General features: G+C 64.2%; 22 protein-coding genes, 4 tRNA genes and 1 pseudogene. 15 read left to right on the forward strand and 12 right to left on the reverse strand.

Annotated elements, in window-relative coordinates:
• The first annotated feature begins 17 nt into the window (after nt 1-17).
• Nucleotides 18-485, forward strand: a complete 468-nt coding sequence (acpS, locus tag OKW44_RS35165) for a holo-ACP synthase (RefSeq protein WP_018421271.1) — start codon at nt 18-20, stop codon at nt 483-485.
• Between the two features lie 66 nt (nt 486-551).
• The gene (nagZ, locus tag OKW44_RS35170; protein ID WP_026225952.1) at nt 552-1,580 is read left to right on the forward strand and encodes a beta-N-acetylhexosaminidase; all 1,029 of its coding nucleotides are present in this window, start codon (nt 552-554) and stop codon (nt 1,578-1,580) included.
• Between the two features lie 109 nt (nt 1,581-1,689).
• On the opposite strand, the gene OKW44_RS35175 is transcribed toward nagZ, so the two are convergent.
• From OKW44_RS35175 to earP, 4 genes are all read right to left on the reverse strand, one after another.
• Nucleotides 1,690-3,072, reverse strand: coding sequence for a sigma-54-dependent transcriptional regulator (locus OKW44_RS35175; RefSeq protein ID WP_026225951.1), 1,383 nt, complete (start codon nt 3,070-3,072; stop codon nt 1,690-1,692).
• A gap of 188 nt (nt 3,073-3,260) precedes the next feature.
• Complete coding sequence (locus OKW44_RS35180; RefSeq protein WP_026225950.1) at nt 3,261-3,467, reverse strand: CsbD family protein; 207 nt, start codon at nt 3,465-3,467, stop codon at nt 3,261-3,263.
• Between the two features lie 271 nt (nt 3,468-3,738).
• Nucleotides 3,739-4,296, reverse strand: coding sequence for an elongation factor P (gene efp / locus OKW44_RS35185; protein WP_008919334.1), 558 nt, complete (start codon nt 4,294-4,296; stop codon nt 3,739-3,741).
• 394 nt (nt 4,297-4,690) lie between these two features.
• Complete coding sequence (gene earP / locus OKW44_RS35190) at nt 4,691-5,884, reverse strand: elongation factor P maturation arginine rhamnosyltransferase EarP (protein WP_018421267.1); 1,194 nt, start codon at nt 5,882-5,884, stop codon at nt 4,691-4,693.
• Nucleotides 5,885-6,155: 271 nt separating this feature from the next.
• On the opposite strand from earP, the gene uvrC reads away from it, so the two are divergent.
• From uvrC to OKW44_RS35215, 5 genes are all read left to right on the forward strand, one after another.
• Entirely contained in the window at nt 6,156-8,387 is a 2,232-nt protein-coding gene (gene uvrC / locus OKW44_RS35195; RefSeq protein WP_018421266.1) for an excinuclease ABC subunit UvrC, read from the forward strand.
• Nucleotides 8,388-8,590: 203 nt separating this feature from the next.
• On the forward strand, nt 8,591-9,184 hold the full coding sequence (gene pgsA / locus OKW44_RS35200) for a CDP-diacylglycerol--glycerol-3-phosphate 3-phosphatidyltransferase (protein ID WP_018421265.1): 594 nt from the start codon (nt 8,591-8,593) through the stop codon (nt 9,182-9,184).
• Between the two features lie 199 nt (nt 9,185-9,383).
• A tRNA-Gly gene (locus OKW44_RS35205) sits at nt 9,384-9,459 on the forward strand.
• Between the two features lie 63 nt (nt 9,460-9,522).
• Nucleotides 9,523-9,598 (forward strand) — tRNA-Gly (locus OKW44_RS35210).
• A gap of 129 nt (nt 9,599-9,727) precedes the next feature.
• Nucleotides 9,728-9,801 (forward strand) — tRNA-Cys (locus tag OKW44_RS35215).
• Nucleotides 9,802-9,943: 142 nt separating this feature from the next.
• On the opposite strand, the gene OKW44_RS35220 is transcribed toward OKW44_RS35215, so the two are convergent.
• On the reverse strand, nt 9,944-10,126 hold the full coding sequence (locus tag OKW44_RS35220; RefSeq protein ID WP_018421264.1) for a hypothetical protein: 183 nt from the start codon (nt 10,124-10,126) through the stop codon (nt 9,944-9,946).
• Between the two features lie 151 nt (nt 10,127-10,277).
• Between OKW44_RS35220 and OKW44_RS35225 the strand changes: the two genes are divergently transcribed.
• The 3 genes and pseudogenes from OKW44_RS35225 (at nt 10,278) to OKW44_RS35235 (ending at nt 12,580) form a co-directional block, all read left to right on the forward strand.
• Nucleotides 10,278-10,895, forward strand: a complete 618-nt coding sequence (locus OKW44_RS35225) for a hypothetical protein (protein ID WP_239499133.1) — start codon at nt 10,278-10,280, stop codon at nt 10,893-10,895.
• Nucleotides 10,896-11,189: 294 nt separating this feature from the next.
• Nucleotides 11,190-11,940: pseudogene (locus OKW44_RS35230) on the forward strand (TraB/GumN family protein).
• 139 nt (nt 11,941-12,079) lie between these two features.
• Nucleotides 12,080-12,580, forward strand: coding sequence for a GNAT family N-acetyltransferase (locus tag OKW44_RS35235; RefSeq protein WP_018421262.1), 501 nt, complete (start codon nt 12,080-12,082; stop codon nt 12,578-12,580).
• Nucleotides 12,581-12,591: 11 nt separating this feature from the next.
• On the opposite strand, the gene OKW44_RS35240 is transcribed toward OKW44_RS35235, so the two are convergent.
• The 3 genes from OKW44_RS35240 to OKW44_RS35250 are packed head-to-tail and all read right to left on the reverse strand — an operon-like array spanning nt 12,592 to nt 14,740.
• Complete coding sequence (locus tag OKW44_RS35240) at nt 12,592-13,476, reverse strand: cytochrome c oxidase assembly protein (RefSeq protein ID WP_018421261.1); 885 nt, start codon at nt 13,474-13,476, stop codon at nt 12,592-12,594.
• Between the two features lie 39 nt (nt 13,477-13,515).
• Nucleotides 13,516-13,977 (reverse strand): copper chaperone PCu(A)C, encoded by a 462-nt coding sequence (locus OKW44_RS35245; RefSeq protein ID WP_018421260.1) that lies wholly within the window; start codon nt 13,975-13,977, stop codon nt 13,516-13,518.
• Nucleotides 13,978-14,005: 28 nt separating this feature from the next.
• Entirely contained in the window at nt 14,006-14,740 is a 735-nt protein-coding gene (locus OKW44_RS35250) for an SCO family protein (RefSeq protein WP_429412527.1), read from the reverse strand.
• A gap of 431 nt (nt 14,741-15,171) precedes the next feature.
• On the opposite strand from OKW44_RS35250, the gene otsB reads away from it, so the two are divergent.
• Nucleotides 15,172-15,921 carry a trehalose-phosphatase gene (gene otsB, locus OKW44_RS35255; protein ID WP_018421258.1) on the forward strand — a complete coding sequence of 250 codons (750 nt, stop codon included), beginning with the start codon at nt 15,172-15,174 and terminating at the stop codon, nt 15,919-15,921.
• Nucleotides 15,922-15,973: 52 nt separating this feature from the next.
• On the forward strand, nt 15,974-17,452 hold the full coding sequence (otsA, locus tag OKW44_RS35260; RefSeq protein ID WP_026225949.1) for an alpha,alpha-trehalose-phosphate synthase (UDP-forming): 1,479 nt from the start codon (nt 15,974-15,976) through the stop codon (nt 17,450-17,452).
• A gap of 90 nt (nt 17,453-17,542) precedes the next feature.
• Here otsA and OKW44_RS35265 read toward each other — a convergent pair whose 3' ends face one another.
• Entirely contained in the window at nt 17,543-19,378 is a 1,836-nt protein-coding gene (locus OKW44_RS35265) for an ABC transporter ATP-binding protein (RefSeq protein WP_018421256.1), read from the reverse strand.
• A 716-nt stretch (nt 19,379-20,094) separates the two neighbouring features.
• Between OKW44_RS35265 and OKW44_RS35270 the strand changes: the two genes are divergently transcribed.
• The 3 genes from OKW44_RS35270 to OKW44_RS35280 all read left to right on the forward strand — a co-directional run bounded on the left by OKW44_RS35270 (nt 20,095) and on the right by OKW44_RS35280 (nt 22,881).
• Nucleotides 20,095-21,159 carry a glycosyltransferase family 4 protein gene (locus OKW44_RS35270; RefSeq protein WP_018421255.1) on the forward strand — a complete coding sequence of 355 codons (1,065 nt, stop codon included), beginning with the start codon at nt 20,095-20,097 and terminating at the stop codon, nt 21,157-21,159.
• Nucleotides 21,160-21,417: 258 nt separating this feature from the next.
• Nucleotides 21,418-22,266, forward strand: a complete 849-nt coding sequence (locus tag OKW44_RS35275; RefSeq protein ID WP_018421254.1) for a hypothetical protein — start codon at nt 21,418-21,420, stop codon at nt 22,264-22,266.
• Nucleotides 22,267-22,416: 150 nt separating this feature from the next.
• Complete coding sequence (locus OKW44_RS35280) at nt 22,417-22,881, forward strand: DUF2214 family protein (RefSeq protein WP_018421253.1); 465 nt, start codon at nt 22,417-22,419, stop codon at nt 22,879-22,881.
• Nucleotides 22,882-22,965: 84 nt separating this feature from the next.
• On the opposite strand, the gene OKW44_RS35285 is transcribed toward OKW44_RS35280, so the two are convergent.
• From OKW44_RS35285 to dnaQ, 3 genes are all read right to left on the reverse strand, one after another.
• Entirely contained in the window at nt 22,966-24,840 is a 1,875-nt protein-coding gene (locus OKW44_RS35285) for an ABC transporter ATP-binding protein (protein ID WP_018421252.1), read from the reverse strand.
• A gap of 518 nt (nt 24,841-25,358) precedes the next feature.
• A tRNA-Val gene (locus OKW44_RS35290) sits at nt 25,359-25,433 on the reverse strand.
• Nucleotides 25,434-25,480: 47 nt separating this feature from the next.
• A complete protein-coding gene (dnaQ, locus tag OKW44_RS35295; protein WP_018421251.1) occupies nt 25,481-26,215 on the reverse strand; it encodes a DNA polymerase III subunit epsilon in 735 nt (244 codons plus the stop codon).
• Nucleotides 26,216-26,217 lie beyond the last annotated feature (2 nt).

Here is a 26,217-nt window from a genome sequence, read left to right on the forward strand (position 1 = left end):
TCGCGACGGACGCACGCATGGCAATCTACGGGATCGGCACCGATATCGTTCAGGTCAGCCGCGTAGCAGCGGTGATGACTCGCACCAATGGCCGTTTCGCCGAGAAGGTGCTCGGTCCCGACGAATTACGCGTCTACCACGCGCGCCACGCCCGTTCGGCGGCGCGCGGTCTCGCGTTTCTCGCGACGCGCTTCTCGGCGAAAGAGGCGTTCTCGAAGGCAATCGGCCTCGGCATGCACTGGCCGATGAGCTGGCGCGCGCTGCAAACGCTGAACCGGCCGAGCGGCGAGCCGATGGTGGTCGCCTCCGGCGAGTTGGCCGACTGGCTCGACGCGCGCGGCATCACGGCGCGCGTGACGATCAGCGACGAGCGCGACTACGCAGTGTCGTTCGTGATCGCGGAGACGCCGCGCCCGGGCGATACGGAAGGTTCGTTGGCGGCGTCGGCGTCGCTGGCTTCGTCCGCGCGTTCCGCCACAGAATGAAAAGGTTGAGCGCGGCCGCTGGCGGTCGCGTTTGTGTTGTCTCACAGTGCTTTCCAGCGGAATTCGATGAAAACCAGACCCGGACCGGTGATGCTCGACGTGGTCGGCAAAACGCTGAACCGCGATGACAAAAGGCGTCTCGCTCACCCGATGACCGGCGGCGTGATCCTGTTCGCGCGCCACTACGAGAGCCGCGCGCAACTGGTCGGGCTGACCGATGCCATCCGCGCGATTCGCCCGGATCTGCTGATCGCCGTCGATCACGAAGGCGGCCGCGTGCAGCGTTTCCGCACCGACGGCTTCACGGTGCTGCCGTCGATGGGTAAGCTCGGCGCGCTGTGGGACCAGGACGTGCTGCACGCGACCAAAGTGACGACCGCGGTCGGCTATATCCTCGCCGCGGAACTGCGCGCGTGCGGTATCGACATGAGCTTCACGCCGGTGCTCGACCTCGACTATGGGCACTCGCAGGTGATCGGCGATCGCGCGTTCCATCGCGATGCGCGCGTGGTCGCGCTGCTCGCGAAGAGTTTGAACCACGGCCTCGCGCTCGCCGGCATGAGCAATTGCGGCAAGCATTTTCCAGGGCACGGTTTCGCGCAGGCAGATTCGCACGTCGCGATGCCCGTCGACGAACGCCCGATCGACGAAATCCTCGGCAACGACGTCGCGCCGTACGACTGGCTCGGTCTGTCGCTTGGCGCGGTGCTGCCCGCGCACGTCGTCTATCCGCGGGTCGATACGAAGCCGGCTGGCTTCTCGCGCATCTGGTTGCAAGACATCCTGCGCGGCAAGCTTGGCTTCGAAGGCGCGATCTTCAGCGACGATCTGTCGATGGAAGCCGCGCGCCAGGGCGGCACGCTGACCGAAGGTGCGCAAGCGGCCCTCGAGGCCGGCTGCGACATGGTGCTGATCTGCAACCAGCCGGACGAAGCGGAGAAGGTGCTCGACGCGCTGCGCGTCACGCCGTCGAGGGAATCGCAGCGGCGGCTGAAGCGCATGAGGCCGCGCGGTAATGCGCTCACGTGGAGCAAGCTGATGGCCGAGCCACGGTACACCGAAGCGCAGAGGCTGCTGCGCAGTACCTTTGCATAAACGGAAATGGCGCCTTGAAGCAATTCGAGGCGCCATTTTTATCAGCTTCGAACGGTGCGAGCCGCCGTCAAGCTTTGGTAGACAACCGCAGCACGCGCGATCCGATCGCTCAGTTCAAGCGCATGCGCTGCAACTTGTTGTACAGCGTCTTCGGGCTGATTCCCAGCAACGACGCCGCGCGATGCCGCGTGCCGCCGACCGCGTCGAGCGTCGCGCGAATCAGCATTTCTTCGACGTCCGCGAGCGGTGTACCGACGGTCACCTGCACGCGGCTGCCGTTCAGATCGCGGCCGTTCGCCAAGCCGGCTTCGTCGGCGCGCAACGACTCGATCACGTCGCCCGATGCCTGATAAGCGCGCCGCACGCGCTCCTGCAGTTCGCGCACGTTGCCCGGCCAGTCGTATGCGAGGCATTCGCGCAGGAAATTCGGCCCCCCCTGCTTCGCGACCTCGGCCGTACCGCGCGCGGTCGCTTCCACATTCAGTTCGTCGACGGCTGCCTGCGCAATCAGCACCGGATCTTCACCACGCTCGCGCAGCGGCGGCAGCGTGACCGCGGCGGCTTCGAGGCGCAGCGCGAGGTCCTGATGCAGCGAGCCGTCCGCGACCGCCGCGCGCGGCGGCTTGCGCGTCGACGCGATGAGCCGGAAGTCGGTCACGATCTGATTGGTACCGCCCACGCGCATGAAGGTCTGCGAATCGAGCGCGCGCAACAGCGCTTCCTGCTGCGCGCGCGGCAACTCGGTGATTTCGTCGATGAACAACGTCCCGCCGCTCGCCTGTTCGAAGAGGCCCGGCTCGCGCTGCTCGGCGCCGCCGAACGCTCCGCGTTCGTGACCGAACAGCATGCTGTCGAGCGAGCGATTGAGACCGCCCGCGGTCGCGCCGCGGCAATCGAACGTGACGAACGGGCCTTTGCGGCGGCGGCTCATGTCGTGCAGCGTGCGCGCGGCGATCTGCTTGCCGGTGCCGGCCTCGCCGGAGATCAGCACCGCGGCTTCTGTCGGCGCGAGACGCTCGATCGTGTCGTACACGTGCTGAATTGCGCCGCTGCGACCGAGCATCGAGCCGAAGCGCCCAAGCTGACGCAGCGCCGCGCGCAGCGCCTGGACCTCCTCGGTCAGTTCATAAGGCCGCGGAATGCGCGCGAGCAGGCTGCGCAGGCGCGGAATGTTGACCGGCTTCAGCAGATAGTCCCAGATACCGTGCCGCAAGCCCTCGATCGCACTCTCGACGGTCGCATTGCCGGTCATCACGATCACCGGAAGCGCGCCGCCCGGCGGATGCGCGGGCAGATGCTGCAACAGATCGAGGCCGCTGCCGTCCGGCAGATTCAGGTCGACGAGCACGACGTCGGGAATGAAGCGCGTCAATGCGCCGCGGGCCTCGGCGAGCGTGGTCGCGGTGTCGACTGAAAAGCCGTCGGCGGCGAGGATTGCCGACAGACCGGACAGGCTATTGGGATCGTCTTCAACAATCAGGGCGTGTGGCATGGCGAGCGCAATTTTATGAATGGGTCGAATGCCCGGCGCGCCGCCAACGCTGATGGCGCGCACTCCGGGCTCTGGGGGCTCGATGACAGGGCTAAACCAACGGTCCTTGGGCGGTGAAAAAACGACAGCCGCCGGCACTGCGCCTTGAGTCGCGCGGGCCGGCGCCTGTAGTTCCTTCATTGGTCCTGTCAGAAATCCCGGTTGCTATCGAAAAACCGGCGTACTTCGAGTTCCGCCTCTTCACGGGTTTTGCCATAGCGTTCCTGAATCAGACCAGCGAGCTTGTCGGCCCGACCTTCGGCCTTGGTCAACTCGTCGTCCGTCAGTTCGCCCCATGCGGTCTTCGCCTTGCCGATCATCTGTCTCCATTTACCTTCAGCGATGTCGTTGTTCATGGTGCCTCTCCCAAGAGTGGAAAATGAGCGTACTCGCGTGACTCTCTCCACCTAGCAGAGATCGTGCCAAAGGGTGCGAATGAAATCGATCAAGGGCTTGCCGCGCGCCCAACGCGAAATCCGGATGTCGCGATGGTAATTTTGAGAAATTTGCCGGTAAAGTTTTCCTAAACAATACACGGCGCGACAGAAAAGAAAAAGCGCCCAAAACTGAGCGCTTTTGTGCAGGCCGGCAGAGCGCCGGCGCTGTCGGGGTGACGCAGGCGGGCGCTTAGGCGCGGCTGCGGTACTCGTGCGTACGCGTGTCGATTTCGATCTTGTCGCCGATGTTGCAGAAGAGCGGCACTTGCAGTTCAAAGCCGGTGTTCAGCTTGGCGTTCTTGAGCACCTTGCCCGAAGACGTATCGCCCTTGACGGCCGGTTCCGTGTAGATGATTTCGCGAACGAGCGTGGTCGGCAGTTCGACCGAGATCGCCTTCTCGTTGTAGAACACGACTTCGCAAGCCATGCCGTCTTCGAGGTAGTGCATCGCGTCGCCCATCATTTCGGCTTCGACTTCGTACTGGTTGTAGTCGGCGTCCATGAACACGTACATCGGGTCGGCGAAGTACGAGTACGTCACTTCCTTGCGCTCGAGCACGACGACGTCGAACTTGTCGTCCGCCTTGTAGACGGTTTCCATGCCTGCGCCGGTCAGCAGGTTCTTGAACTTCATCTTGACGACGGCGGAGTTACGGCCCGATTTGTTGTATTCGGCCTTTTGCACGACCATTGCGTCTGCGCCGATCATCACGACGTTGCCGGTGCGGAGTTCCTGTGCGGTCTTCATAAAACTGTCCTGTACGAGATAAATAGCTTAACTGTTGCTCAACGGCATACGGCGCAAGCGGCTTCGGCGTTTCGCCCACCGCCTGCCGCGCGCCGCGTGAAGCGGCCGCGCAGCCCGGATGCGTGAAACGGGATCGGCTCGCGGCGAAAACCCGTGGGCGTGATGCCTCGGCGTTCCACCTGTCCGTTACCTGATTTTTACCCTGTTCGGGCGTGTACACGAGTGGCGCCGATCAGCAACACGCCCAAACATACGTCCCTTTTTTGACATTCGCGTGCCCGAGCGGAAGATTGGAACGCGTGCTGTGTTTTTCGAGGGGACGGTCAGACGGGCTGACCATGGGGTTGTTGGTCTAATCGGGCCGCGCTTGCGTCGTCGGCCGTTGGATAACCGCTTATTTTAACTGAGTTTTTGCGAACGAGGTCAGATTTCCGGCGAGATCGCCGACTTGCGCGAGTTCGACCGCCCAGCTGGCGGCGCGCCGTTTCAGGGGCGGATAGTGGCGCTGGAATTCCGCCCAGTCCGGCTGACCAGCGCCGTTCCACGCGTGCCAGAAGCGCTCGAGCGCGGCGCGCGCGTCAGCTGGGAGCGTGCGGGTGTAGTGCGCAAGTGCGGCGTCGAGCTTTGGCAGATGGGCGTCGTCGGCCTGCGGGTAGATGTGCCAGACGAACGGCTTGGCGGCCCACTGCGCGCGCACGAACGAGTCCTCGCCGCGTACGAAATTGACGTCGCTCGCCCAGAGCAGTGCGTCGTAGCCAGGCTGTTCGGTGAACGCGAGCGCGTGCGCGCTGAGGTTGCCGCGTGTCGCATGGGTGCCCGCTGCAAACGACGGTAGGCCGAAAAAGCGCGCCAGCGCGCCGGAAATGCGTCCTTCGGGCACCAGCAGCACGATCGGGCTTGCGTTGTCGCGCCATTGTTCGAGCAGGCTGTCGATGGCCGGGTTTTCGTAGGCGAACAGCGACACGACCGTCGCGTCGGCGGGCGGCGGCGCGTGGCCCGTGACGTTGCGCCACCAGTCGGTGCGCGCGGCGGGCGATGCTTCGAACGCGGCGCGCGCCGCGTCGAGATCGCGCTCCTTCAGGACGCCACCGGTGCCGGGGCCGAGTCCGGGGAAAAAGAAGGTCTTGCTGAGCGCGTAGCGCGGATGCGGCGACGGCCGCAGATGAAAATCTGCGATCCAGTCCTCGGCGCTCAGATATTCGAGGTTGAACCAGAGCGGCGCGCGCGCTCGCTCTGTCATCGCCGCGATATAGACGGGCGGCAGTTCGCAGGCGAACGCCTCGATCACGACGTCGGCGACTTCGAGCCTATCGCCAGCATGGGACGGCTCGTGCCAATGCTCGACGACGATGCCGTCGAGCGTCTGCCGCGCACGCTCCAGCTCGAGCGACGGGCACAGCCTCCTGAATGCATGCAGATCGTCGACGAACACGCGCACCTGCCAGCCGTGCTCGCGCGCGAGTTGGCGCGCAAGGCGCCAGCACACGCCGATGTCGCCGAAGTTGTCGATCACCGCGCAGAAGATATCGCAGGCGATCGGGTTGGTAGGGGCGGCGGGTGATCCGGAATCGGGCGCGATGGAGGACATGGCGGCTCGGCTGGCTCGATGACTCCGGCGAACGGAGCGGGTTCGAACGAACGCGGAATGTTCTAAACTGGCGATTCTAAAGCCTCGCTCGCGATCGCGCGCGCCCTTTGTCCGCCATGCGGGCCGCATCGGCGACACGCGACACGACCCCCGGCGCACGATGCCGGGCACCCGGCGGCGCAATCGGTGCAATCGGTGCAATCGGTGCAATCGGTGCAATCGGTGCAAGCGGCGAGGCAGCGCGAGACAGTCCCACCCCAATCGATCCCGCATGACCGAACCCGAAGCCAGCGACGCCCCCGACACCTTCGAGCCGAAAACAGTGCTCGCCCAACTGCCGCATCTGCCCGGCGTCTACCGCTATTACGACACGAGCGGCGCGGTGCTCTATGTCGGCAAGGCGCGCGATCTGAAGAAGCGCGTATCGAGCTACTTCACGAAGACGCAGCTGTCGCCGCGTATCGCGATGATGGTCATGCGCATCGCGCGCATCGAGACCACGGTCACGCGTTCCGAGGCCGAGGCGCTGCTGCTCGAAAACAACCTGATCAAGGCGCTCACGCCGCGTTACAACATCCTGTTTCGCGACGACAAGTCGTATCCCTATCTGAAGCTGACCGGCCACAAGTTTCCGCGCATGGCCTATTACCGCGGCTCGGTCGATCGCAAGAACCAGTACTTCGGCCCGTTCCCGAGCGCGTGGGCGGTGCGCGAGAGCATCCAGATCCTGCAGCGCGTGTTCCAGCTGCGCACCTGCGAAGACTCGGTGTTCAACAACCGCACGCGGCCGTGTCTGCTGCATCAGATCGGCCGTTGCACGGCGCCGTGCGTCGCGAACATCAGCGAGGAGGATTACGCGCGCGACGTCGCCAACGCGTCGCGCTTTCTGCTGGGCCGCCAGGGCGAGGTGATGAAGGAGCTCGAGCAGAAGATGCATGCGTTCGCGAGCGAGCTGAAGTTCGAGCAGGCCGCGGCGGTGCGCAACCAGATGAGTTCGCTGTCGACGGTGCTGCATCAGCAGGCAATCGAAGTCGGCAGCGACAGCGACGTCGACATTCTCGCGGTAGTCGCGCTGGGCGGCCGCGTGTGCGTGAATCTCGCGATGGTGCGCGGCGGACGACATCTCGGCGACAAGGCGTACTTTCCCACCCACGTGGAGAGCGCGTTGACGGCGGAGGAAGGCGGGCTCGAAGAAGACGGCGATCAGCGCGATGCATTGGCGGATGCGCGAGCGGTCGCGCCATTGGCCGCGGCGGCGAGCGCCTCGGCCGATGCGCTCGCGATCGCTCAGGACATGCCGTCGGAAGACGAGGACGCCGATGGTAGTGAGGAAGACGCGATCGACGAGGCTGCCGAAGCGACCCCGGACGTCGTCAGCGACGAAGGCGCGGACGAAGGCGCCGACGGGAACGCCGAATCCGGCCCCGCGGCGAAGCGCCGCCAAGGCCGCGCAACAGACGGCATCGAATCCGAAGTGCTCGAAGCGTTCATCGCGCAGCATTACCTCGGCAATCGCGTGCCGCCGGTGCTGGTGGTCAGCCACGCGCCGGCGCGCGAACTCGTCGACGTGCTGATCGAGCAGGCGGGCCACAAGGTGACCGTACTGCGTCAACCGCAAGGACAGCGGCGCGCGTGGCTCGCGATGGCCGAGCAGAACGCGCGGCTCGCGCTCGCGCGCCTGCTCTCCGAGCAGGGCTCGCAGCAGGCGCGCACGCGCGCGTTGACCGACACGCTCGGCATGGAGTGCGACGACCTCGCGCATCTGCGCATCGAATGCTTCGACATCAGTCACACGATGGGCGAGGCGACGCAGGCGTCATGCGTCGTCTATCACCACCACAAGATGCAGTCGTCCGAGTATCGCCGCTACAACATCGCCGGCATCACGCCCGGTGACGATTACGCGGCGATGCGCCAGGTGCTCACGCGCCGCTACGAAAAGATGGTCGCGCAGGCCGCCGCGAATGCGAGCGACGAAGCCGCCGAATCGCAAAGTGACGCGGCCGCCGATCCCGCGCTCGCCGCCGATGCCGCCGAGCCGGCCGCGACCGGCGGCGTGCTGCCGACCATCGTGCTGATCGACGGCGGCAAGGGGCAGGTGGAGATCGCGCGGCAGGTGTTCACGGAGTTGGGGCTCGATACTGGCATGCTCGTCGGCGTCGCGAAGGGCGAGGGGCGCAAGGTCGGTCTCGAGACGCTGATTTTCGCGGACGGCCGCACGCCGCTCGAACTCGGCAAGGAAAGCGCCGCGCTGATGCTGGTCGCGCAGATCCGCGACGAAGCGCACCGTTTCGCCATCACCGGCATGCGCGCCAAACGCGGCAAGACGCGCCAGACCTCGCGGCTCGAAGAACTCGAAGGCGTAGGGGCGAAGCGGCGTCAGCGCCTGCTGGCGCGCTTTGGCGGCTTGCGCGGCGTGGTGGCCGCGAGCGTCGAGGATCTCGCGAGCGTCGAAGGCATTTCGCAGGCGCTCGCCGAGCAGATCTACCGGCAACTGCATTGAATTGGCGGGCCGCGCCGCGCTGTGATCGGAACGACGGTTCGTCGGACCCGAGGCGTCGCGCTGCGGATGCGCTGGCTGCGAACCACGCGCCGACGGCGGCTCGCTTGCCGCCCCCGCGCGGCCATGCCTGGGCGCGCTTGCTTGTGGCAGGCCCTGTGACACGGCACAATTGCAACTCACTCGTCAGACGCTGCGCCTGCCCCATGCCGTTTAATTTTCCGATATTCCTGACCTGGCTGCGGATCGTGCTGATTCCGCTCGTCGTCGGTGTGTTCTATTTGCCCGACATGATGATGAGCCCCGCGCACCGCAATCTCGCGGCCGCGACGATCTTCATCCTGGCGGCGCTCACCGACTGGTTCGACGGCTTTCTGGCCCGCAAATGGAATCAGACCTCGGCATTCGGCGCGTTTCTCGATCCGGTCGCCGACAAGCTGATGGTGACCGCGGCGCTGCTCGTGCTCTTGCAACTCACGCGGATCGATTCCGCGATCGCGCTCGTGATCGTCGGACGTGAAATCGCTATATCGGCGCTGCGCGAATGGATGGCGCAGATCGGTGCGTCGAAGAGCGTCGCGGTGAACTCGCTCGGCAAGTTCAAGACCGCTTGCCAGATGGTGGCGATTCCGATGCTGCTGTTCTATGGCCCGCTGCCGCTCGGTGGCGGCGTGACGGTCGACACGCGCGTGTGGGGTCTGTGGCTGATCTATCTGGCCGCGTTCCTGACGATCTGGTCGATGTTGTACTACATGAAGCTCGCGTGGCCGCAGATTCGCGAGCGCGGCGGTATCGCGTGACGGTGTGAATAGAAGAGCGCGGTGGGCGCAAAAGTGTGTTCGAACCCCGCGCTACTACGAGCGAAATATTTTCTTTAAACAGATGGGCAAGGGGGTTGACACGTTTCAGTCGATTCTCCATAATTTCGCTTCTCCGATGCACGCAACGCGAAACACCGGAAACACCGGAAACGCCGTAAAGCAGTAAATGCAGCACAATGCGGGAATAGCTCAGTTGGTAGAGCGCAACCTTGCCAAGGTTGAGGTCGCGAGTTCGAGCCTCGTTTCCCGCTCCAGAATTCGAAGCACCGCGTTGTTTGGCGAAGTAAAAAACGCAGCGCGATGTGAAGTAGTTCAATGCGGGAGTAGCTCAGTTGGTAGAGCGCAACCTTGCCAAGGTTGAGGTCGCGAGTTCGAGCCTCGTCTCCCGCTCCATACATCAGGGGAAGCAACGCTTCCCTTTTTGTTTGGAAGGCCGCTCGTTCTGAATTTTTCAGAGCTTCGGTTCTTCTGGTAATCACCAGATAAATCTGCGAACCCGTGTCCAGGTTCCAGTCTGCTTGCGGCGCGATAGCAAAGCGGTTATGCAGCGGCCTGCAAAGCCGTTTAGGCCGGTTCGACTCCGGCTCGCGCCTCCAGTCTTTGATGTAAAGCGAAAGCCCCGACTTGTCGGGGCTTTTCTTTTTCTGTTCCTCTCTTCGCCAGCCTTGTCGACCGTCGTCATCAATGTGAGGGGACGGGTCAATCCGACCGCGTGCCGCAGACGTTCCTCCGAAGCGATCAGAAATTGAGCGCGGATTTGATTGACTGCACGGCAGCGTTGTTCAGGAAGTAGTAGTTCTCTTGCGGCGTACCGCCTCCGAGCGGTGCTATCTGCATCGTTGTGCCGCTCCTGATCATGTGACCTGCGTAGATGCCGGCGTTGTACTGGTAATACACGCGATAGTCGATCGAGCTGGCCATCGGAAAGCTGATAGGTCTTATCGTCCGTCGAGCTGGCTTTTTTGCTTTTTAAAGTCCGTCGTCGAGTATTCGCCCGGATATTCGCGGCTGCTTATTCGTTGCACATAAAACCTACATTCGACCTATGAAAAAAATAAGAACCGCCGCCCTTATGCTGAGCCTCGTTTTGCCGCTGTCGGCGATTGCGCAATCGGCGCCGGCCCCCGACGTCAAACCCGGGGACACCTGGACATATACGTCGACGAGCGAGAGAGGGCCGTCGGGCTGGAACCAGACGCACGAGCAGGTAACGGTGCTGCGGGCGACGTCATCGCACATCTATTTCGAATCGAAGATCTCGGGTTCGACGCAGGCGCCACGCGAAGTCATCGCCGGAGCGGACTGGAGCCGCGAGCGCAGCGTGAACGGCACCGATACAGTCGTGAACCGGCCGTTCGTGTTTCCGTTGTCGCCGGGCAAGAGCTGGACGGTCGAATACGCCGAGCAACATCCCAGCCGGGTATTCGCTTCGCGGAAGTGGAACTCGCAGTATCGGGTGGTCGGAACGGAAAGCGTCGAAGTGCCCGCCGTCAAATTTCAGGCGATCAAGATCGAAGCCGAAGGCGACTGGGTCGCGCAACTCGAGCCGCGGCAGACGGTCACGCAAGCCACCCAGGTCGAGCAGGGCGACACCGCGATGATCACGCATGCGCAGAAAATCGGTCCTGTTCAGGCGACGGGACGTACGTATAAAGCGTCTGGTATGTGCCGGAAGTCGGCCGTTGGGTGAAATCGGTTGAAGAGTATTACGGCAGCAATGGCGTGAGAAACGAGCGCTATACGACCGAACTCGAGTCGTTTAAAAAAGGCGGGCAATAATCGGGTTCAGGCGTTTGACGCGTTCTCGCATTCATTGGGGGATCGCAAATATCGCGTCTGATTTTTTGGCTCACGCGCGAGCGCCGCATTCCGATTAACGGCGTGTCCGCCACGCGCACGGGAAGGGCAACGCACGCCGGCGCGCCTCACCCAGGCCGGGCGATAGAATCGCACCATCGTCATCGCCCGTTTTCATTGAGGCCGCATGTATTTCCAACTCACCGGCACTCAGGTCCGCCTGCTCGGCTCGATGCATCTGTTTCCCGCGACGAGCCGTCGAACGCCGCCATGGGTCGCCGAAGCGTATGACTGGGCCGACGCGCTCGTATTCGAGTCCGACCCAGCAACGATCCTGCCGTTTCTCAAAGCCGACGCGCACCCCGACGCCGCGCAACTGCGGCCCCTGATGCGCGACGAAACCTGGACGCAACTGCGGGCGCTGTGGCCGACCGATGGCCTGCTCGCGCCGCTTGAAACACTGCGTCCGTGGGCCGCGATGATCGTCGCGCCGACACTGCTGCAGCAGGTCGTGGAGGGTGTCGAGCCGCGCATGTTGCGCTCGGCGCTCGCGCAGGCGAAGCCGTATCGCTATCTCGAGTCCGCGCGGGACGTCGCAGTCGCGCTCGAATCGAATTCCGCTCGAAGCCATTGCCGCCGCGCTCGACATGCTGATGGCCGACCGCGGCGAACCGCAGCGCACGCTCGAACGGATGCACGCGGCGTGGCTGGAGGGCGATCTGCACGCGATACAGCAAATCGCCGTCGAATCGCCGATGTTCAATCTGGCCGGCATCCGTCAGGCGATTTTCGACGTGCGCAATCGCGCGTGGTCCGCGCGGCTGAGCGAATTGCTGGACGTGCGCGAGCGTACGCTGGTGGTCGTCGGCGCGCTGCATCTGTGCGGCCCCGGTAATCTCCCCGACCGTCTCGCGCGACCCGTGCAAGCGGTGTTCTGAACGCGTGCGCGGCTTTCGCGACTGAATACAGCCGTGTCGACCGCCCGGATGCTGGGCCTGCACATGCTCGATGACGAGGCGCGCGGCATAATTGCGGATCGTTGCCCGCGCTGTCGCGCATTGACCCTGAAAGCTACCGATGACTGAACCGCAGCACACCGCCGCCGCGCGGCTCGCCCAGTTCGAATGGCGCTGGAAGCCGTTCGGGAACCTCACGCGCGTCGAAGTCTATGAGATGCTGGCCGCCCGCAGCGCGGTGTTCGTCGTCGAACAGAACTGCGTGTATGGCGACATCGATGGGCTCGACGTCGAAGCCTGGCATCTGCTCGCCTATGGCACCGGCGACGGTGCGGCGCTGCCGCCGTTGGCCGGCTATCTGCGCGTGTTGTTGCCCGATGCGGCGGATGCCGACGTGCGCATCGGCCGGGTGTTGACGACCGCGTTGTTTCGCGGCATCGGCCTCGGCAATGCGATGCTCGAACGCTCGCTCGCGCAGATCCGTGCGCAGTGGCCCGATACGCCGATCCGTCTGCACGCGCAGGCGCATCTGCAAGGCTTTTACGGTGCGTTCGGCTTCGAGCCGGTCTCGGAGGTTCACGACGAAGACGGCATCCCGCATGTGTGGATGCGCTCGCTCTGAGCGCGAGCGGGTCAGCGATGCCCGTTTGCCGTCGTCGACGCCGCATGCGTGAGCCCGCGCGCCACTTTTGCACGCCGCTCGGCGCGCAGGCGTCCGCGCGACGACAGCCGCATCCAGTGACGCAGCGCGATCAGCGCGCCGACCACGCTCATCATCGAACCCGGAATCCATAGCAGGAGCCCGCCGATCTGCTGATCGCGCATCGGGCTCAGCCACGTGAACGCGCGGCCGCAGATCGAATAGATCGGATACAGCTCGTGCGGCGTAAAGAAGATGAACGCGCCGAGGATGATCTGCGGCGGAATCGCCGCGATCACGACGAGCACGCGCTTGCCCGGAGACAGACGCGCGGGCGGCGCCGGACGCGGATCGAGTACGAGCCACCAGAACAGCAGGCCGTCGATCGCCATGCTCCAGTTCATCACGCGATAGAGCCGCCAGTCGAGCATCGCGACGAAATGGATCGGCGACAGCAGCCAGAAATAGATCAGCCCGACGAATAGCGTGACCGCGACGACCGGGTGCATGACGACATCGAGCGCCCTGCGCACGAGCGGTGTTTGCAGCGCGGGCCGCACGAAGCGCTGTCGCCAGCGCAACGGAATTCCCGCGCGCAACGCCGTGCCCGGATACGACAGCGCAATGAAGAACGGCCCGAGATGATGCAGCACCAGATGCTGCAAGCGATGCATGAAGAATTCATGCTCGAAGAAATAATCGAGCCGCGTATGCAGCACGACATACAGCGCGACCAGCCCGAACCAGAATGACAGACGCCGCGCGAACGACAGCCGCGCCTTGCGCGCGCCGCGCACGAACAGGATCGCGGGGATCAGCAACGCGATCACGACGGTCGGCGAAAACTCCCAGGGATCGAGCCAGTAGAGCAGGTTCATGGCGATGGCGCGTGCTGTGGCGGCGGCCCGTGGTGCCGCTTACTTGGTCTGGCCCGGCGACTTGACCGCGAACGGCGCACTCACTGTTTCGCCGTCCGAGAACTTCAGCGTCAGATGCACGGTGTCGCCCGGCGCGACCTTGTGCTTCGCGTCCTCGAGCATCACGTGATAGCCGCCCGGCGCGATCGCGACCTGGCCATGCGCGGGCACCGTCAGCTTATCGACCATCACCATCTTCTGCGTCGAACCGTTCGATACGGTTTGATGCAGCATCGCGTCGCCGTAGTCGTCGCTCGACACATCGACGAGATCGATCGGCTTGTCGCTCGCGTTGACGAGCGTCGCATAGCCGGCCGCGGGCAGGTTGTTCGGCAGCCAGCGCACCCACGCGTCCTTGATGCTGATCGCGTGAGCATCGGCCGCTTGCGCGGCCGATGCGGCGCCGAATGACAGCGCGAGCGCGCAGGCGAGGGAAGCGAATGGTTTGAGCTTGATCGTCATGATGGAATGGAGTGGGATCAAAGAAGAATCAGGATTGGTCATCGATGATGCGGCGCAGGTCCTGCGCGATCGCATCGGGCGTGTCGTGATCGGTGGCGAGCAGGCGCGCGCGGCCCCGGCTGTCGAACACATAGACGGCGGAGCTGTGCGTGACCTCGTAGTTGCCGTTCGGGTCGCGCTTTTCCATCTGATAAGCGACACGATAGCGCTTGGCCAGCGACTCGATCTGCCAGTCGGTGCCGGTCAGCCCTTCGGCGTGCTGTGCGTCGAACGCGCCGACATAGTCGTGCAAGGCCCGCGGCGTGTCACGCGCGGGATCGACGGTGATGAACAGGATGCGCACTTTCTGCGCATCGGGGCCGAGTTTGCCGAGCACCTGCATCAGGCGTCCCATCGTTTCGGGACAGACGTCCGGGCAATGCGTGTAGCCGAAGTAGACGAGCGACGTGTGGCCCTTGAACGAAGCAGCGTTGACGGGACGGCCGGTGTCGTCGGTCAAGGTGAAGTCCAGATCCGGCAGGTGGCCGGTCACGTTGGTCAACTGCCACGGCTCGGTGTGCTGCGTGCAACCGGTCAGTGCGGCAAGCGCGACCAGCGTGCCCAGCGCCGCTGCCGCCGCAAACCGGCGTGCCAACCCGTGCGTCAACCGGTGCGTGAGTCGCCTCGGTCGTGCGCGGGACAGGTTCGGCTGCGGGCGCTGGGGTGGAAGGATCGGGAACAAAGCAGGGTTCAATGACTCGATTGAAGAGCAGGCAACACGAATCGATGGAGCAGGCAGGCCGCACCGTCTCCCAATCATGCCGCGCAAGATTCGCGCGCCACACGCGAGATGGAGCAGGCAGGCCGCACCGTCTCCCGATCATGCCGCGCAAGATTCGCGCGCCACACGCGATTGATTGAGAGCGTGCAACGATGTCCATCACGCCGACGGTCCGCGTGGCAGCGACTGTAGCGCAAAATTGGCGCCAGCGTCGCGCGACGCGCCGGGAGCACGAATTGCGGGTCAATTTGCCGCAGCTGGCTGAAAGCTCGGCGAAACCGAATCGTTGCGCTTTTGAATCCAATCGACAGAAGCGGATGGATAGACCGCCCATCGGGCTTGAGTCCCAGCTTACTTTCTCGAAAAATTGACGGATGCGCGGTAAGATGCGCACACTTTTCCGGCCATAGATGGCTGAAAGGCGAACCCAGGCGATGCAAGCACTTCCGGCTGTTCTGTCTCCGAGCGAGACGGCATTTTTCTTCGACTTCGATGGCACGCTCGTCGAACTCGCCCCCACGCCGGACGGCGTGCTGGTGCAGCCGCGCGTGATCGACCTGCTGCGCGAACTGAGCAGTCTGACGAATGGCGCGGTCGCGGTGGTGTCGGGGCGCGGCATCGACAGCATCGACAGTTTTCTCGGCATGCCCGATCTGCCGGTCGCGGGTCTGCACGGCGCCGAGCGGCGCGATGCGAATGGCGACACGCAGCGCATCGGCTTTCACGACGAGCGCCTGTTGCGCATGGAGCAGGTGCTCGCGCAGGTCGTCAACGAACATCCAGGCATGCTGCTCGAGATCAAGGGCGCGGCGCTCGCGCTGCACTACCGCAACGCGCCGGACCGCGAGCCGGTCGCGCGCGAGGCGACCGAGCGCCTCGTCGCCGACTACCCTGCTTCTTACGTGCTGCAGCCCGGCAAGATGGTCTACGAGATCAAGCCGAAGGACGTCGATAAGGGCCGCGCGACACGCGCGTTCCTCGACGAGCTGCCGTTCACCGGCCGCACGCCGATCTTCGCCGGCGACGATCTGACCGACGAGAAGGGCTTCGCGGTCGTCAACGAGCGTGGTGGTCTGTCGATCAAGGTTGGCGCGGGCGAAACGATGGCGCGCACGCGCGTCGAGTCGGTGTCGTCACTGCTCGACTGGCTCGAAACGATTGTCGCGGCGGCGCGCGGCGCATGACGCCGACGCTCCGTTCAACGAAAACAACATACTGCATCGGGAATCGCGCTTCATGAGCCGATTGATCATTGTTTCGAACCGGGTGGCGCCTATTTCGGAGGGCGGCCCGGCGGCGGGCGGTCTTGCGGTCGGCGTGTACGACGCGCTGAAGGAGACCGGCGGCATGTGGTTCGGCTGGAGCGGCGACGTGCTTACCTCCGGCCAGCCGCAGATCAAGCTCGAGGAGCGCGGTCCGGTGACCTTCGCGACCGTTCCGCTGATGCGCCGCGATTACGACCAGTACTACCGCGGTTTCTCGAACGCGACGCTGTGGCCCGCGTTCCACTATCGAACCGACCTGCTGCATTACGACCGGCACGACTTCGAAGGCTACTGCCGCGTCAACGCGTGGCTTGCGCAGCAACTCCTGCCGCTCCTGCGCGAAGACGACGTGGTCTGGGTGCACGACTATCACCTGATTCCGTTCGCTCAGGCGCTGCGCTCGGCTGGCGTGAAGAACCGCATCGGTTTTTTTCTGCACATTCCGTTTCCGGCCGCGCAGGTGCTGCTGACGGTGCCGCCGCATCGCGAACTCGTCGAGGCGCTGTGTTCGTTCGACCTGCTCGGCTTCCAGACCGGTCCCGATCTGCGCGCGTTCTGCGACTACGTGATCAACGAGGCGGGCGGCTCGATCGACGCGTCGGCGAAAGGACCGCTGAGTGTGCATGCGTTCGGCCGCACGTTGCGCGCCTCTGCGTATCCGATCGGCGTCTATCCGGATGAGATCGCCGAGCTCGCGAAGGCAGGCGAACGCGGCAAGCCGGTGCGCACGATGAAGGCGACGCTGCATTCGCGCAAGTTGATCATGAGTGTCGACCGGCTCGATTATTCGAAGGGGCTGGTCGAGCGATTCCGCGCGTTCGAGCGCCTGCTCGAGCATACGGCCGCGCAGCGCAACAAGGTGTCGTTCCTGCAGATCGCCCCGCCGACGCGCGCCGACCTGCACGCGTATCAAGACATCCGGCTACAGCTCGAAGGCGAGTCGGGACGGATCAACGGACGTTTCGCCGAGCTGGACTGGACGCCGATCCTATACATCCACAAGCAGTACGAGCGCTCGGTGCTGGCGGCGCTGTTCCGTACCGCGCACGTCGGCTATGTGACGCCGTTGCGCGACGGCATGAACCTCGTCGCGAAGGAATACGTGTCGGCGCAGGATCCGGAGAATCCCGGCGTGCTGGTGCTGTCGCGCTTCGCGGGCGCGGCGCAGGAGCTCGACGGCGCGCTGATCGTCAATCCGGTCGATATCGACGGCATGGCCGAAGCGCTCGCGCGGGCGCTCGACATGCCGCTCGCCGAGCGGCAGGCGCGCTATCGCGACATGATGGCGCAGCTGCGCGAGAACAACGTGTCGGTGTGGCGCGATAACTTCATGCGCAATCTGCAGAGCGTCGAGGGCGCGAAGCGCGCCAGAAGCGGGAAAGCGCGCGCGGCCACGGGTGCGGCGGGCGCCGCGCGGAAGAGGGCGGCGCGCGAGAGCGTGACCGGCTAAGCCAAGCCGGGCCGCGAGCCAGACAGCAAAAAGCCGCTCCAGGGAGCGGCATTTTTTCAAGCGATGCGCAGCGCGTGGACCAGCCGTGCGTCAGGCTACGTGCTGTTCGTCGACCTTCTTGCCGCCGATGTGCAGCGTCTGTCCCTTGCCATACTGCTTCGCGAGCAGGTCGCGATAGAGGCCCGGACGCTGGCGCAGTTCTTCCGGCGTACCATCGTCGATGACCTTGCCGGCGCTCATCACGATGATCCGGTCGAAGTTGTTCAGCGTCGACAGACGGTGCGCGATCGCGATCACGGTACGGCCGACCATCAGCCGGTCGAGCGCCTTCTGGATCGCTTCCTCGGACGCGCTGTCGAGCGCGGACGTGGCTTCGTCGAGCAGCAGGATCGGCGCGTTTTTCAGAATCGCGCGCGCGATCGCGATGCGCTGGCGCTGGCCGCCCGACAGCTTCACGCCGCGGTCGCCGACGATCGTGTCGTAGCCTTCCGGCATCGCTTCGATAAACTCAGAGCAACGCGCCTCGCGCGCGGCGGCGAGCACTTCTTCACGGCTCGCGTCCGGGCGGCCATACGCGATGTTCTCGTACACCGAGCGATGGAACAGCGAGATGTCCTGGGGCACCAGCGCCATCGCGTGGCGCAGGCTGTCCTGGGTGATCGACGCGATGTCCTGACCGTCGATCTTGATCGCGCCGCCCTGGGTTTCGTAGAAACGCTGCAACAGCGCGAGTACCGTCGATTTGCCCGCGCCCGACTTGCCGATCAGTCCGACGCGCTGACCCGGTTCGATATTGAGGTCGAAGTGATCGAGAATCGCCCGGCGCCGCGGATAGGCGAACGTGACGTTGTCGAACGTGACGCGGCCGCCTTGCGGCACGAGTTCGCTCGCGTCGTCGCGATCGGGCATGCCGTGCGGCTCGAGCAGCGTGCGCACGGCTTCCGCGAGTCGCGCGACGTGCTGCGTGACGTCGACGAGCGCGACGGCCAGATCGCGCGTGCCGTGCAGGATCGTGAAGCCGAGCGAGCTGACGAGCACGATGTCGCCCGAGGTCGCGCGGCCTTGGTCCCACAGCCACAGCGCCCAGCCGAGCAGGCCGGCCGACAGCAGCGCGGTGACCACGGCGTGCAGCAGACGCAGCTTTTCCAGATACAGCAGGCTCTGCTGGCGCGCGTCCATCTCCGACTTGACCGTCGAGGCAAAGCGGCGCTGCTCGCTAAACGTCATGCCGAACGCGCGCACGAGGCCCATGTTGCTGATCACGTCGACGAGTTCGCCGTCGACCGATGCCGCCTTGGTCGCGAAGTTATGGTGGCGCGCGGAGCCGCGGCCCGCGAGCTTGTACAGCACCACCGACAGGATCGCCGAGCACAGCAACAGGCCGGCGGCCATCAACGGGTTCACCGCGATGATCATGACGATCGCGCCGAGCACCGCGATGCACGGCGGCAGCACGTTCCACGCGGTGGTGTTTTCGGCGGTGTAGACGGCGTTCGACGTCGCGGTGATCCGGCTTGCCAGCATGCCGGGCTGCTTCTCCGCATAGTAGGTCGGCGAGTGGCCGCTCAGGTACTGGAACAGGTCGCGCCGCAGATCGCCCGTCACGGCGACGAACGTGTGCGCTGCGAACCAGCCGCCGATCCGCCACAACAGGTTGTCGGCGGCGATCAGCCCGACGAGGATCGCGAACGCGCCCCACAGCGGCCCCGGATGATGCCGGCCGCCGCCGAGCACGTCGATCAGATGTTTGATCGCGTATTGCGAAGCGAGTGCACAGCCCACGGCCGCAAACACGCTGCACAACACGATCGCATGCGCGAGCGGATGACGGCGGATAAAGCGGAAGAGAAACGCCAGCGGCCGGTGCGCATAGCTCGCGAGCTTTGCGTTCTGGGCATTACGCTGGGCAATGGTCAAGTGTTCCAATTGAGCTTAGATCGATATGTTGCGGGTTGTGCATGCAATGCGCGCGGACCACACGGACAAGCATGGCTCTCCGTGAAGCCGATGCTACGCATTGTAAACATGCAAAGGCGATTGCGCCCTGTGTATCCGGGCTTTGACGCGATTGAGTTCGCGATGGACCTCCGCGATCTGCGCCGTCTCGACACCACGAGCCGACAGGCCAATCAGGCAGATTGCGGAAAATTTCGAGATATAATTACGGATTGCATTCAACCATTACAGGTGCATTCAACCGCGCTGCGGCAATTTTGCAATTCCTACCGGCAACGTTGATGGGCGAGAACACACAGACACCCGTACCGTCGTGCCTCCTGAAACCTCTGATACTGTAGAACTGTCTTTGAAAACAAGGGTTTGCAAAGTGTTTCGCGTTTGTAACAACGTAAAGACTTTGAAATGTCGTGGTGCTGCAACAATCCGGGCATTGATAATGCGTGCTCGTTAGCCCGCCAATTTTTCTGACAGTTTGTCAACGTAGGTGCAACGTGCGCGTTTACTCGCACATGCCCAGTCGCTGATCCACTTTTCTGGGCTCCTTACCAAGCGATCCATCGCAGGATTTCTCAAAAGAATCAGGCCCGCGCCGGCATTTCCGGCCAGACCGCCCTGGCGAGCAAGCGAGTCGCTTTTTCCAAATGCAGTACTTTTGCCTGATTTTTTACTAGGAGTTCGTCAATATGCGAATCGCTCAAATCGCTCCGCTGCACGAGGCGGTGCCTCCCAAGCTGTACGGTGGTACCGAACGCGTGGTGTCCTATCTGACCGAGGCGCTGGTCGAGCAGGGCCACGACGTCACGCTGTTTGCAAGCGGCGATTCGCAAACCTCGGCGAAGCTCGAAGCTTTCTGGCCGCAGGCGCTGCGCCTCGACCCGACGATCCGCGACGTGATGGCGCCGCACATGCTGCTGCTCGAAGAAGTGCGCCGCCGCGCGGACGAATTCGACGTGCTGCATTTCCACATCGACTACTACCCGTTCTCACTGTTCGCGCGTCAGCCTGTGCCGTTCGTCACGACGCTGCATGGCCGTCTCGATCTGCCTGAACTGCAGCCGATCTTCAACACGTTCAATGACGTGCCGGTCGTGTCGATCTCGGACAACCAGCGCATTCCGCTGCCGCAGGCGCACTGGCTGCAAACCGTCTATCACGGTCTGCCGGAAGACGTGCTCAAGCCGATCCCCAACGTCGAGCCCGGCTACCTCGCATTCCTCGGCCGCGTCTCGCCGGAGAAGGGGCTTGACAGGGCGATTCGCATCGCCGGGCAGGCAGGCATGAAGCTCAAGGTCGCCGCCAAGATCGACAAGGCCGACCGTGCCTACTACGAAGAAGTCATCAAGCCGCTGATGTCGTTGTCGCACGTCGAGTACATCGGCGAAATCGGCGAAGCTGAAAAGCGCGAGTTTCTCGGCAATGCGCACGCACTGGTGTTCCCGATCGACTGGCCGGAGCCCTTCGGTCTCGTGATGATCGAGGCGATGGCTTGCGGCACGCCGGTGATCGCGTTCAATCGCGGTTCGGTGCCGGAAGTGATCGAAAACGGCGTGTCGGGTTTCGTCGTCGAGGACGAAATCAGCGCGGTCGCCGCCGTCAAACGTCTGCACACGCTGCCCCGCGTTGGCGTGCGCAAGGCGTTCGAGGCACGCTTCTCGTCGAAGGTGATGGCGCAGAACTACGTCGCCACCTATGAAGAGCTGCTGCGCCGCAAGCATCGCACGGTGCTGCGCGAAGTCAACGCGAGCTGATTGCGGTCGATTCGCCGCGGTTGTTTCGCGGTAGAAAAACGCTGGCGGCAGGAACCCGTTGCACGCTTCCCTCGCTGCTCTGAACGCCCCGCCGGCACGTCGCCGGCGGGGCGTTGTTGCATGTGCGCCGCGTTTTTCATAGGCGCACAACTGAAAATACGGGATTCCGCGCGGCGCGAACGAGCCAGTCTCGGTAATATCCCTATAATTGCCGTGCCGCAAATTGGGCTGCGGTGCCGCCGACGACAGGAGGATGCCTTGGCGAGAACGAAAGAGACGCGTGCGAACGCCGCGCCCGGCGCCGGCACGATTTTTACGTTGCGCGCCATCGGACTCGTGCTCGCCGTCCGCTGGCTTTTCTCGATGTCCGAGATGAATCTGAGCACCGCGCTGACCGCGATGGCGTCTTCGCCGTGGGCATGTATCAACCTTGTCTTTCTATTCCTGCTGATCTTCCTGCCGGGAGCGCGCGCCCTCGCGGAGCGTCCGTTCCATCCGTTGCCGCAATGGCTGCGTCAGGCGCTGCGCCTGTTCGCGTTCCTCGGGTTTCTGTTTGCGCTGTGGTCGGTCGGCGCGTTCGTCGCGAGCGCAGGCTGGCGTCGCGCGATGCAGGCGGTCGCGGCCACCAACGGTTGGCTCGTCGCGGCGCCGGTGCTGTACGCGATCGTCTTGTGGATCTGCCGGCCGCTGCCGTTGTGGCGCACCAATGTGGCGGCGCGGCGCTTTGCGATCGGCCGCTATGCGGTGTCGCTCGATCCGCTGACCCGCACCGTCGTCGTGTGGGCCGAGCGGCGCAAGGTGGGGCAATACGATGCGCGCGAATTGTCGGTGCGCTGGGCGAGCGGTTCCAATGCGCGCGCGACGCCGGCGCCCGCGGTCGCGTTCGGCGCGGCGGGCGGGGCCGGCGCGTCAGCGGCGCCGATAGGGTCGGTCGCGGCGGCCTCGCTTGCGCGCAGCGCGTTCGGCGTACGTCCGAAGGTCGAGTTGCTGTGGGATTCGCCGGCCGCCGCGGGTCATAACCGGCAGACCGTTTTCCGCGCCGCGCTGACGACCGAAGGCGATCGCGTCGCCGCCCGCGCGCTCGACACGACGCTGCGCCAGGTCTGACGGTGCATGTTTTGTGCTATCGGTCACATCGCGTGGCCGATGCACGCATCCCGAAGCGAAGCTTCGTCGATAATGCAATCAAGGCGCCCGGCCTGCAGGCGGGCGAGTGGGACACTCATCGATCGTATTGCGTCTTTCGCAGGAGTCGCCATGCTGGTTCGCTGGTTGCTTGCCGCCCTTCATCTGCTCGCTTATGGTTTTGCGCTCGCGTCGATTCTCAGACGCACGTGGTCGCTGCGTCGCGCGTCGGTGCCCGCCGCGTTGCGTTCGGTGTTCCGCGCCGATTCACGCTGGGGCATCGCCGCGCTGGTGCTGATCGTGACCGGTCTGATGCGCGTGTTCGGTAGCTATGAGAAGGGCGCCGACTACTACCTGCACCAGCCGCTCTTTCACGTGAAGATGACGCTGCTGGTGCTGATCCTGATCCTCGAAGTGCCCACGATGCTCGGCCTGATGCGCTGGCGCGCGTCGATCCGCAGCGGCGCGGCGCCGAATCTGAAGAAGGCGCGATCCTACGCGCATTTCAGCGTGATCCAGACCGTGCTGCTGGTTCTGATGGTGTTTGCCGCGACCGGAATGGCGCGCGGCATCGGGTTGCCCGCCGGCGCGGTATAGCGCGGCGGGCCTTCTATTGCCAGGGGCTGGTGGCGCCAGGCGTGACATCGTTTGCCGTGAAGCCTGGTGCATGCCTGCGTCGCGCTAGCCGACCAGCAAGCCAGAATCGTCGACCCGGTCGGCTTTGACCTTTGCCGACTCGCGCACGAGCTCCGGCTCGCCGAGACCCTTGATCAGCTCCAGCGCCTGACGCTCGAACAAGCGACGGTACAAGCCGCTGTCGCGTTTGATCAGCGCGTCGTGGCTGCCTTCCTCGATCACCTTGCCCTTGTCGAGCACGAGGAGCCGGTCGAGCGCGCGCACCGTCGACAGCCGATGCGCGACCACCAGCGTCGTGCGCCCCTGCATCAGCCGGTCCATCGCGCGCTGGATCAGCACTTCGCTTTCGCTGTCGAGGCTCGACGTGGCTTCGTCGAGGATCAGGATCGGCGCGTCGGCGATAAATGCCCGCGCGATCGCGACGCGTTGACGCTCGCCGCCCGATAGCTTGATGCCGCGTTCGCCGACCAGCGTGTCGTAGCCGTTCGGCAGCGCGGCGATGAAGTCGTGCGCGCTCGCGAGCCGCGCGGCCCGCTCGATGTCGGCGCGGCTCGCGCCGGGCCGTCCATACGCGATGTTCTCGGCAAGCGAGCGGTGAAACAGTACCGGCTCCTGCTGGACGATCGCGATCTGGCTGCGCAGCGACGCTTGCTGGACCTGCGCGATGTCCTGGCTGTCGATCGTGATCCGCCCGCCCGAAATGTCGTGAAGGCGCTGGATCAGCTTGATGAAGGTCGTCTTGCCCGAGCCGGAATGACCGACCAGCCCGACGCGCTCGCCCGGCGCGATGCGGATGGAAAAGTCATCGTAGAGCGGCCGGCTGTGCGCGCCATAGTGAAACGACACGTGCTCGAAGCGGATCTCGCCGTCGCGGATCGCGATGGGGCCGGCGCCAGCACGATCCTCGACGCCGAGCGGCTGACTCTCGAGCGACACCAGCTCCTCCATGTCGTTGACCGAGCGCTGCAGGTTACGGATGTGCATGCCGATGTCACGCAGATAGCCTTGCAGCATGAAGAACATCGTCAGCGCGAACGTGATGTCGCCGACGCTCGCTTCGCCGCGTGCCCACAGCAGTACCGCCACGCCGAGAATCGCCGCCTGGATCGCGGCCAGCATGCCGCCCTGGAGGCCGCCGTTGAGCGTGCCGCGCACCCACGTGCGGCGTGTGCGTTGTCGCCATTTGCCGATCACGTGCGCGAGGCGCGCTTCCTCGCGCGCTTCCGCGCCGAATGCCTTGACGACGCCGTTGCAACTGACCGCATCGGCGAGCGCGCCGCCCATGCGTGTGTCCCACGCGTTCGCGAGACGCGCGGACGGCGCGACGAAGCCCAGCGACACCGTCACGGTCACGCCGATGTACAGCAGCGAGCCGATGCCGACGACGATGCCCATCATGGGCCAGCGCGAGCCGAGCAGCAGGGTCGCGCCGATCAGCATCGCCAGCGATGGCAGCAGCGCGATCAGCAGTGTGTCATTCAGCAGGTCGAGCGCCCACATGCCGCGCGTGATCTTGCGCACGGTGGAGCCGGCGAAGCTGTTCGCGTGCCAGTCGGTCGAAAAGCGCTGCACGCGATGAAACGCGCGCGCGGCGATCTCGCTCATCATCTTCAGCGTGAAGCGGATGATGTTGAAGTACACGCCCTGGCGCAGCAGCGTCGCGGCGAGGCCGAGCGCGGCGAGCGCGCCGAAGGCCGCGAGCGCGTGATGCCAGACGGGCGCCGACGATGCCGGACCGGCCGCGATCGCGTCGACGAGACGTCCGGCGAAGACCGGCGTCAGGATGTCCGCGCCCGCCGTGAACAGCGCGAGCGCCGCGATCACGACGATGCGCCACGGCTGTTGCGCCCAGTGACGGAAGGTGAAGCCGAGGACATCCTTGAAGGCTTGTCCGCGAAAGTCGAGTTTTCTGTTGGCCATTTGCTTTGGACCCGGCGAAGCACGAGCGCGCCGAGATTCCAGTCAGAAGCGAAAAAAGGGGTAGACAGCTAGCGGATGCCGGAACGCGCGCGGGAACGCGCGAAAAAATACGACGGCAAACAACGGCAACGGAACAACGGACTGTCTGGAATGAACGCGGCGCGCCTGTCGAGGCGGCGGCGCATCAGCGACGACGCTGCGGCTTCAAGGTCGCATCGGTCGTGGCGGACGGGCCGACGGTCGTGGAACCATGCTGGGGAGCGCGCGATGCACTGCAAACATGTGGCGCCTCCTTGAGATGGTTCAAGATGGAGAAACCGGACGGAGCCGGACTGGGCGAATGCCCATTTGCCGAATATAGCAACAGTGCGGGGCGCTCGCCAACCTACGGAACGACGTGGTTCTATAGCCAACGGTATCTCGTATGGCGCACGCGACGTATTTGCCGACAATAGAAAAAGGGCTTACGCATTGCTGCGTAAGCCCTTTTGTCTTCGGTGATCGACACACCAAGAATCTGGTGGGTAGTACTGGGATCGAACCAGTGACCCCTGCCGTGTGAAGGCAGTGCTCTACCGCTGAGCTAACCACCCGAAGAGATTGAAATTATGTCAGGGAATTTAGGGTTCGTCTAGCTTTTTTAAGCAGTTTGCTCATCAGTTGCTGGCGCGGGTTCAAGACGCCATACGCTCGCGCCTTTGAGAGCCTTGTCGAGATCGTCGAGTACGGCTTCGTGCGCGGCGCTTTCGTCGTCGCTCGCAGCGATCACGACCAGCTCCAGCGAGTCGAGCGCGACACGCGGCGCATGCGTATCGCCGCCGACCTGCGCTTCGCCGAGCATGTCAATGACGAGGCTTTCCTGACCGCGCGTCATCGCCAGATAGACCTCGGCGAGCAGTTCCGAGTCGAGCAGCGCGCCGTGCAGCGTACGGTGTGCATTGCTGATGCCGAAGCGGTCGCACAGCGCATCGAGCGAATTGCGCTTGCCGGGAAACATCTGCTTGGCTTGCGCGAGCGTGTCGATGATCTCGCCGCAGTGCGTGCTCACTGGCGGCAGACCGAGCAGCGCGAACTCGGCGTCGAGAAAACCGATGTCGAATGGCGCGTTGTGGATGATCAGGTCTGCGTCCTGGATGAAATCGCGGACCTGGTCGATGATCTCCGCGAACTTCGGCTTGTCGCTCAAAAATTCCGTGGTGAGGCCGTGCACCGCGAGCGCGCCCGGATCGCTGTCGCGCTCGGGGTTGATATAGAAGTGCAGGTTGTTGCCGGTCAGCCGGCGGTTCACGAGCTCGACGCAACCGAGTTCGAGAATCCGGTCGCCGCCGCGGGCGTTCAGGCCGGTAGTTTCGGTATCGAGGATCAGTTGGCGCATGT

Origin of the sequence: Paraburkholderia lebeckiae, from assembly GCF_050436325.1 — a bacterium.
GTDB classification, from domain to species: domain Bacteria; phylum Pseudomonadota; class Gammaproteobacteria; order Burkholderiales; family Burkholderiaceae; genus Paraburkholderia; species Paraburkholderia tuberum.

Coding starts and splice junctions, on each gene's coding strand:
- efp (WP_008919334.1), bottom strand. CDS start 4,296: ATGAAGACCGCACAGGAACTCCGCACCGGCAACGTCGTGATGATCGGC.
- nagZ (WP_026225952.1), top strand. CDS start 552: ATGAAAACCAGACCCGGACCGGTGATGCTCGACGTGGTCGGCAAAACG.
- OKW44_RS35240 (WP_018421261.1), bottom strand. CDS start 13,476: ATGAACCTGCTCTACTGGCTCGATCCCTGGGAGTTTTCGCCGACCGTC.
- OKW44_RS35175 (WP_026225951.1), bottom strand. CDS start 3,072: ATGCCACACGCCCTGATTGTTGAAGACGATCCCAATAGCCTGTCCGGT.
- OKW44_RS35180 (WP_026225950.1), bottom strand. CDS start 3,467: ATGAACAACGACATCGCTGAAGGTAAATGGAGACAGATGATCGGCAAG.
- otsA (WP_026225949.1), top strand. CDS start 15,974: ATGAGCCGATTGATCATTGTTTCGAACCGGGTGGCGCCTATTTCGGAG.
- pgsA (WP_018421265.1), top strand. CDS start 8,591: ATGCCGTTTAATTTTCCGATATTCCTGACCTGGCTGCGGATCGTGCTG.
- dnaQ (WP_018421251.1), bottom strand. CDS start 26,215: ATGCGCCAACTGATCCTCGATACCGAAACTACCGGCCTGAACGCCCGC.
- earP (WP_018421267.1), bottom strand. CDS start 5,884: ATGTCCTCCATCGCGCCCGATTCCGGATCACCCGCCGCCCCTACCAAC.
- OKW44_RS35270 (WP_018421255.1), top strand. CDS start 20,095: ATGCGAATCGCTCAAATCGCTCCGCTGCACGAGGCGGTGCCTCCCAAG.
- OKW44_RS35245 (WP_018421260.1), bottom strand. CDS start 13,977: ATGACGATCAAGCTCAAACCATTCGCTTCCCTCGCCTGCGCGCTCGCG.
- OKW44_RS35225 (WP_239499133.1), top strand. CDS start 10,278: ATGCTGAGCCTCGTTTTGCCGCTGTCGGCGATTGCGCAATCGGCGCCG.
- OKW44_RS35280 (WP_018421253.1), top strand. CDS start 22,417: ATGCTGGTTCGCTGGTTGCTTGCCGCCCTTCATCTGCTCGCTTATGGT.
- otsB (WP_018421258.1), top strand. CDS start 15,172: ATGCAAGCACTTCCGGCTGTTCTGTCTCCGAGCGAGACGGCATTTTTC.
- uvrC (WP_018421266.1), top strand. CDS start 6,156: ATGACCGAACCCGAAGCCAGCGACGCCCCCGACACCTTCGAGCCGAAA.
- acpS (WP_018421271.1), top strand. CDS start 18: ATGGCAATCTACGGGATCGGCACCGATATCGTTCAGGTCAGCCGCGTA.
- OKW44_RS35235 (WP_018421262.1), top strand. CDS start 12,080: ATGACTGAACCGCAGCACACCGCCGCCGCGCGGCTCGCCCAGTTCGAA.
- OKW44_RS35220 (WP_018421264.1), bottom strand. CDS start 10,126: ATGGCCAGCTCGATCGACTATCGCGTGTATTACCAGTACAACGCCGGC.
- OKW44_RS35285 (WP_018421252.1), bottom strand. CDS start 24,840: ATGGCCAACAGAAAACTCGACTTTCGCGGACAAGCCTTCAAGGATGTC.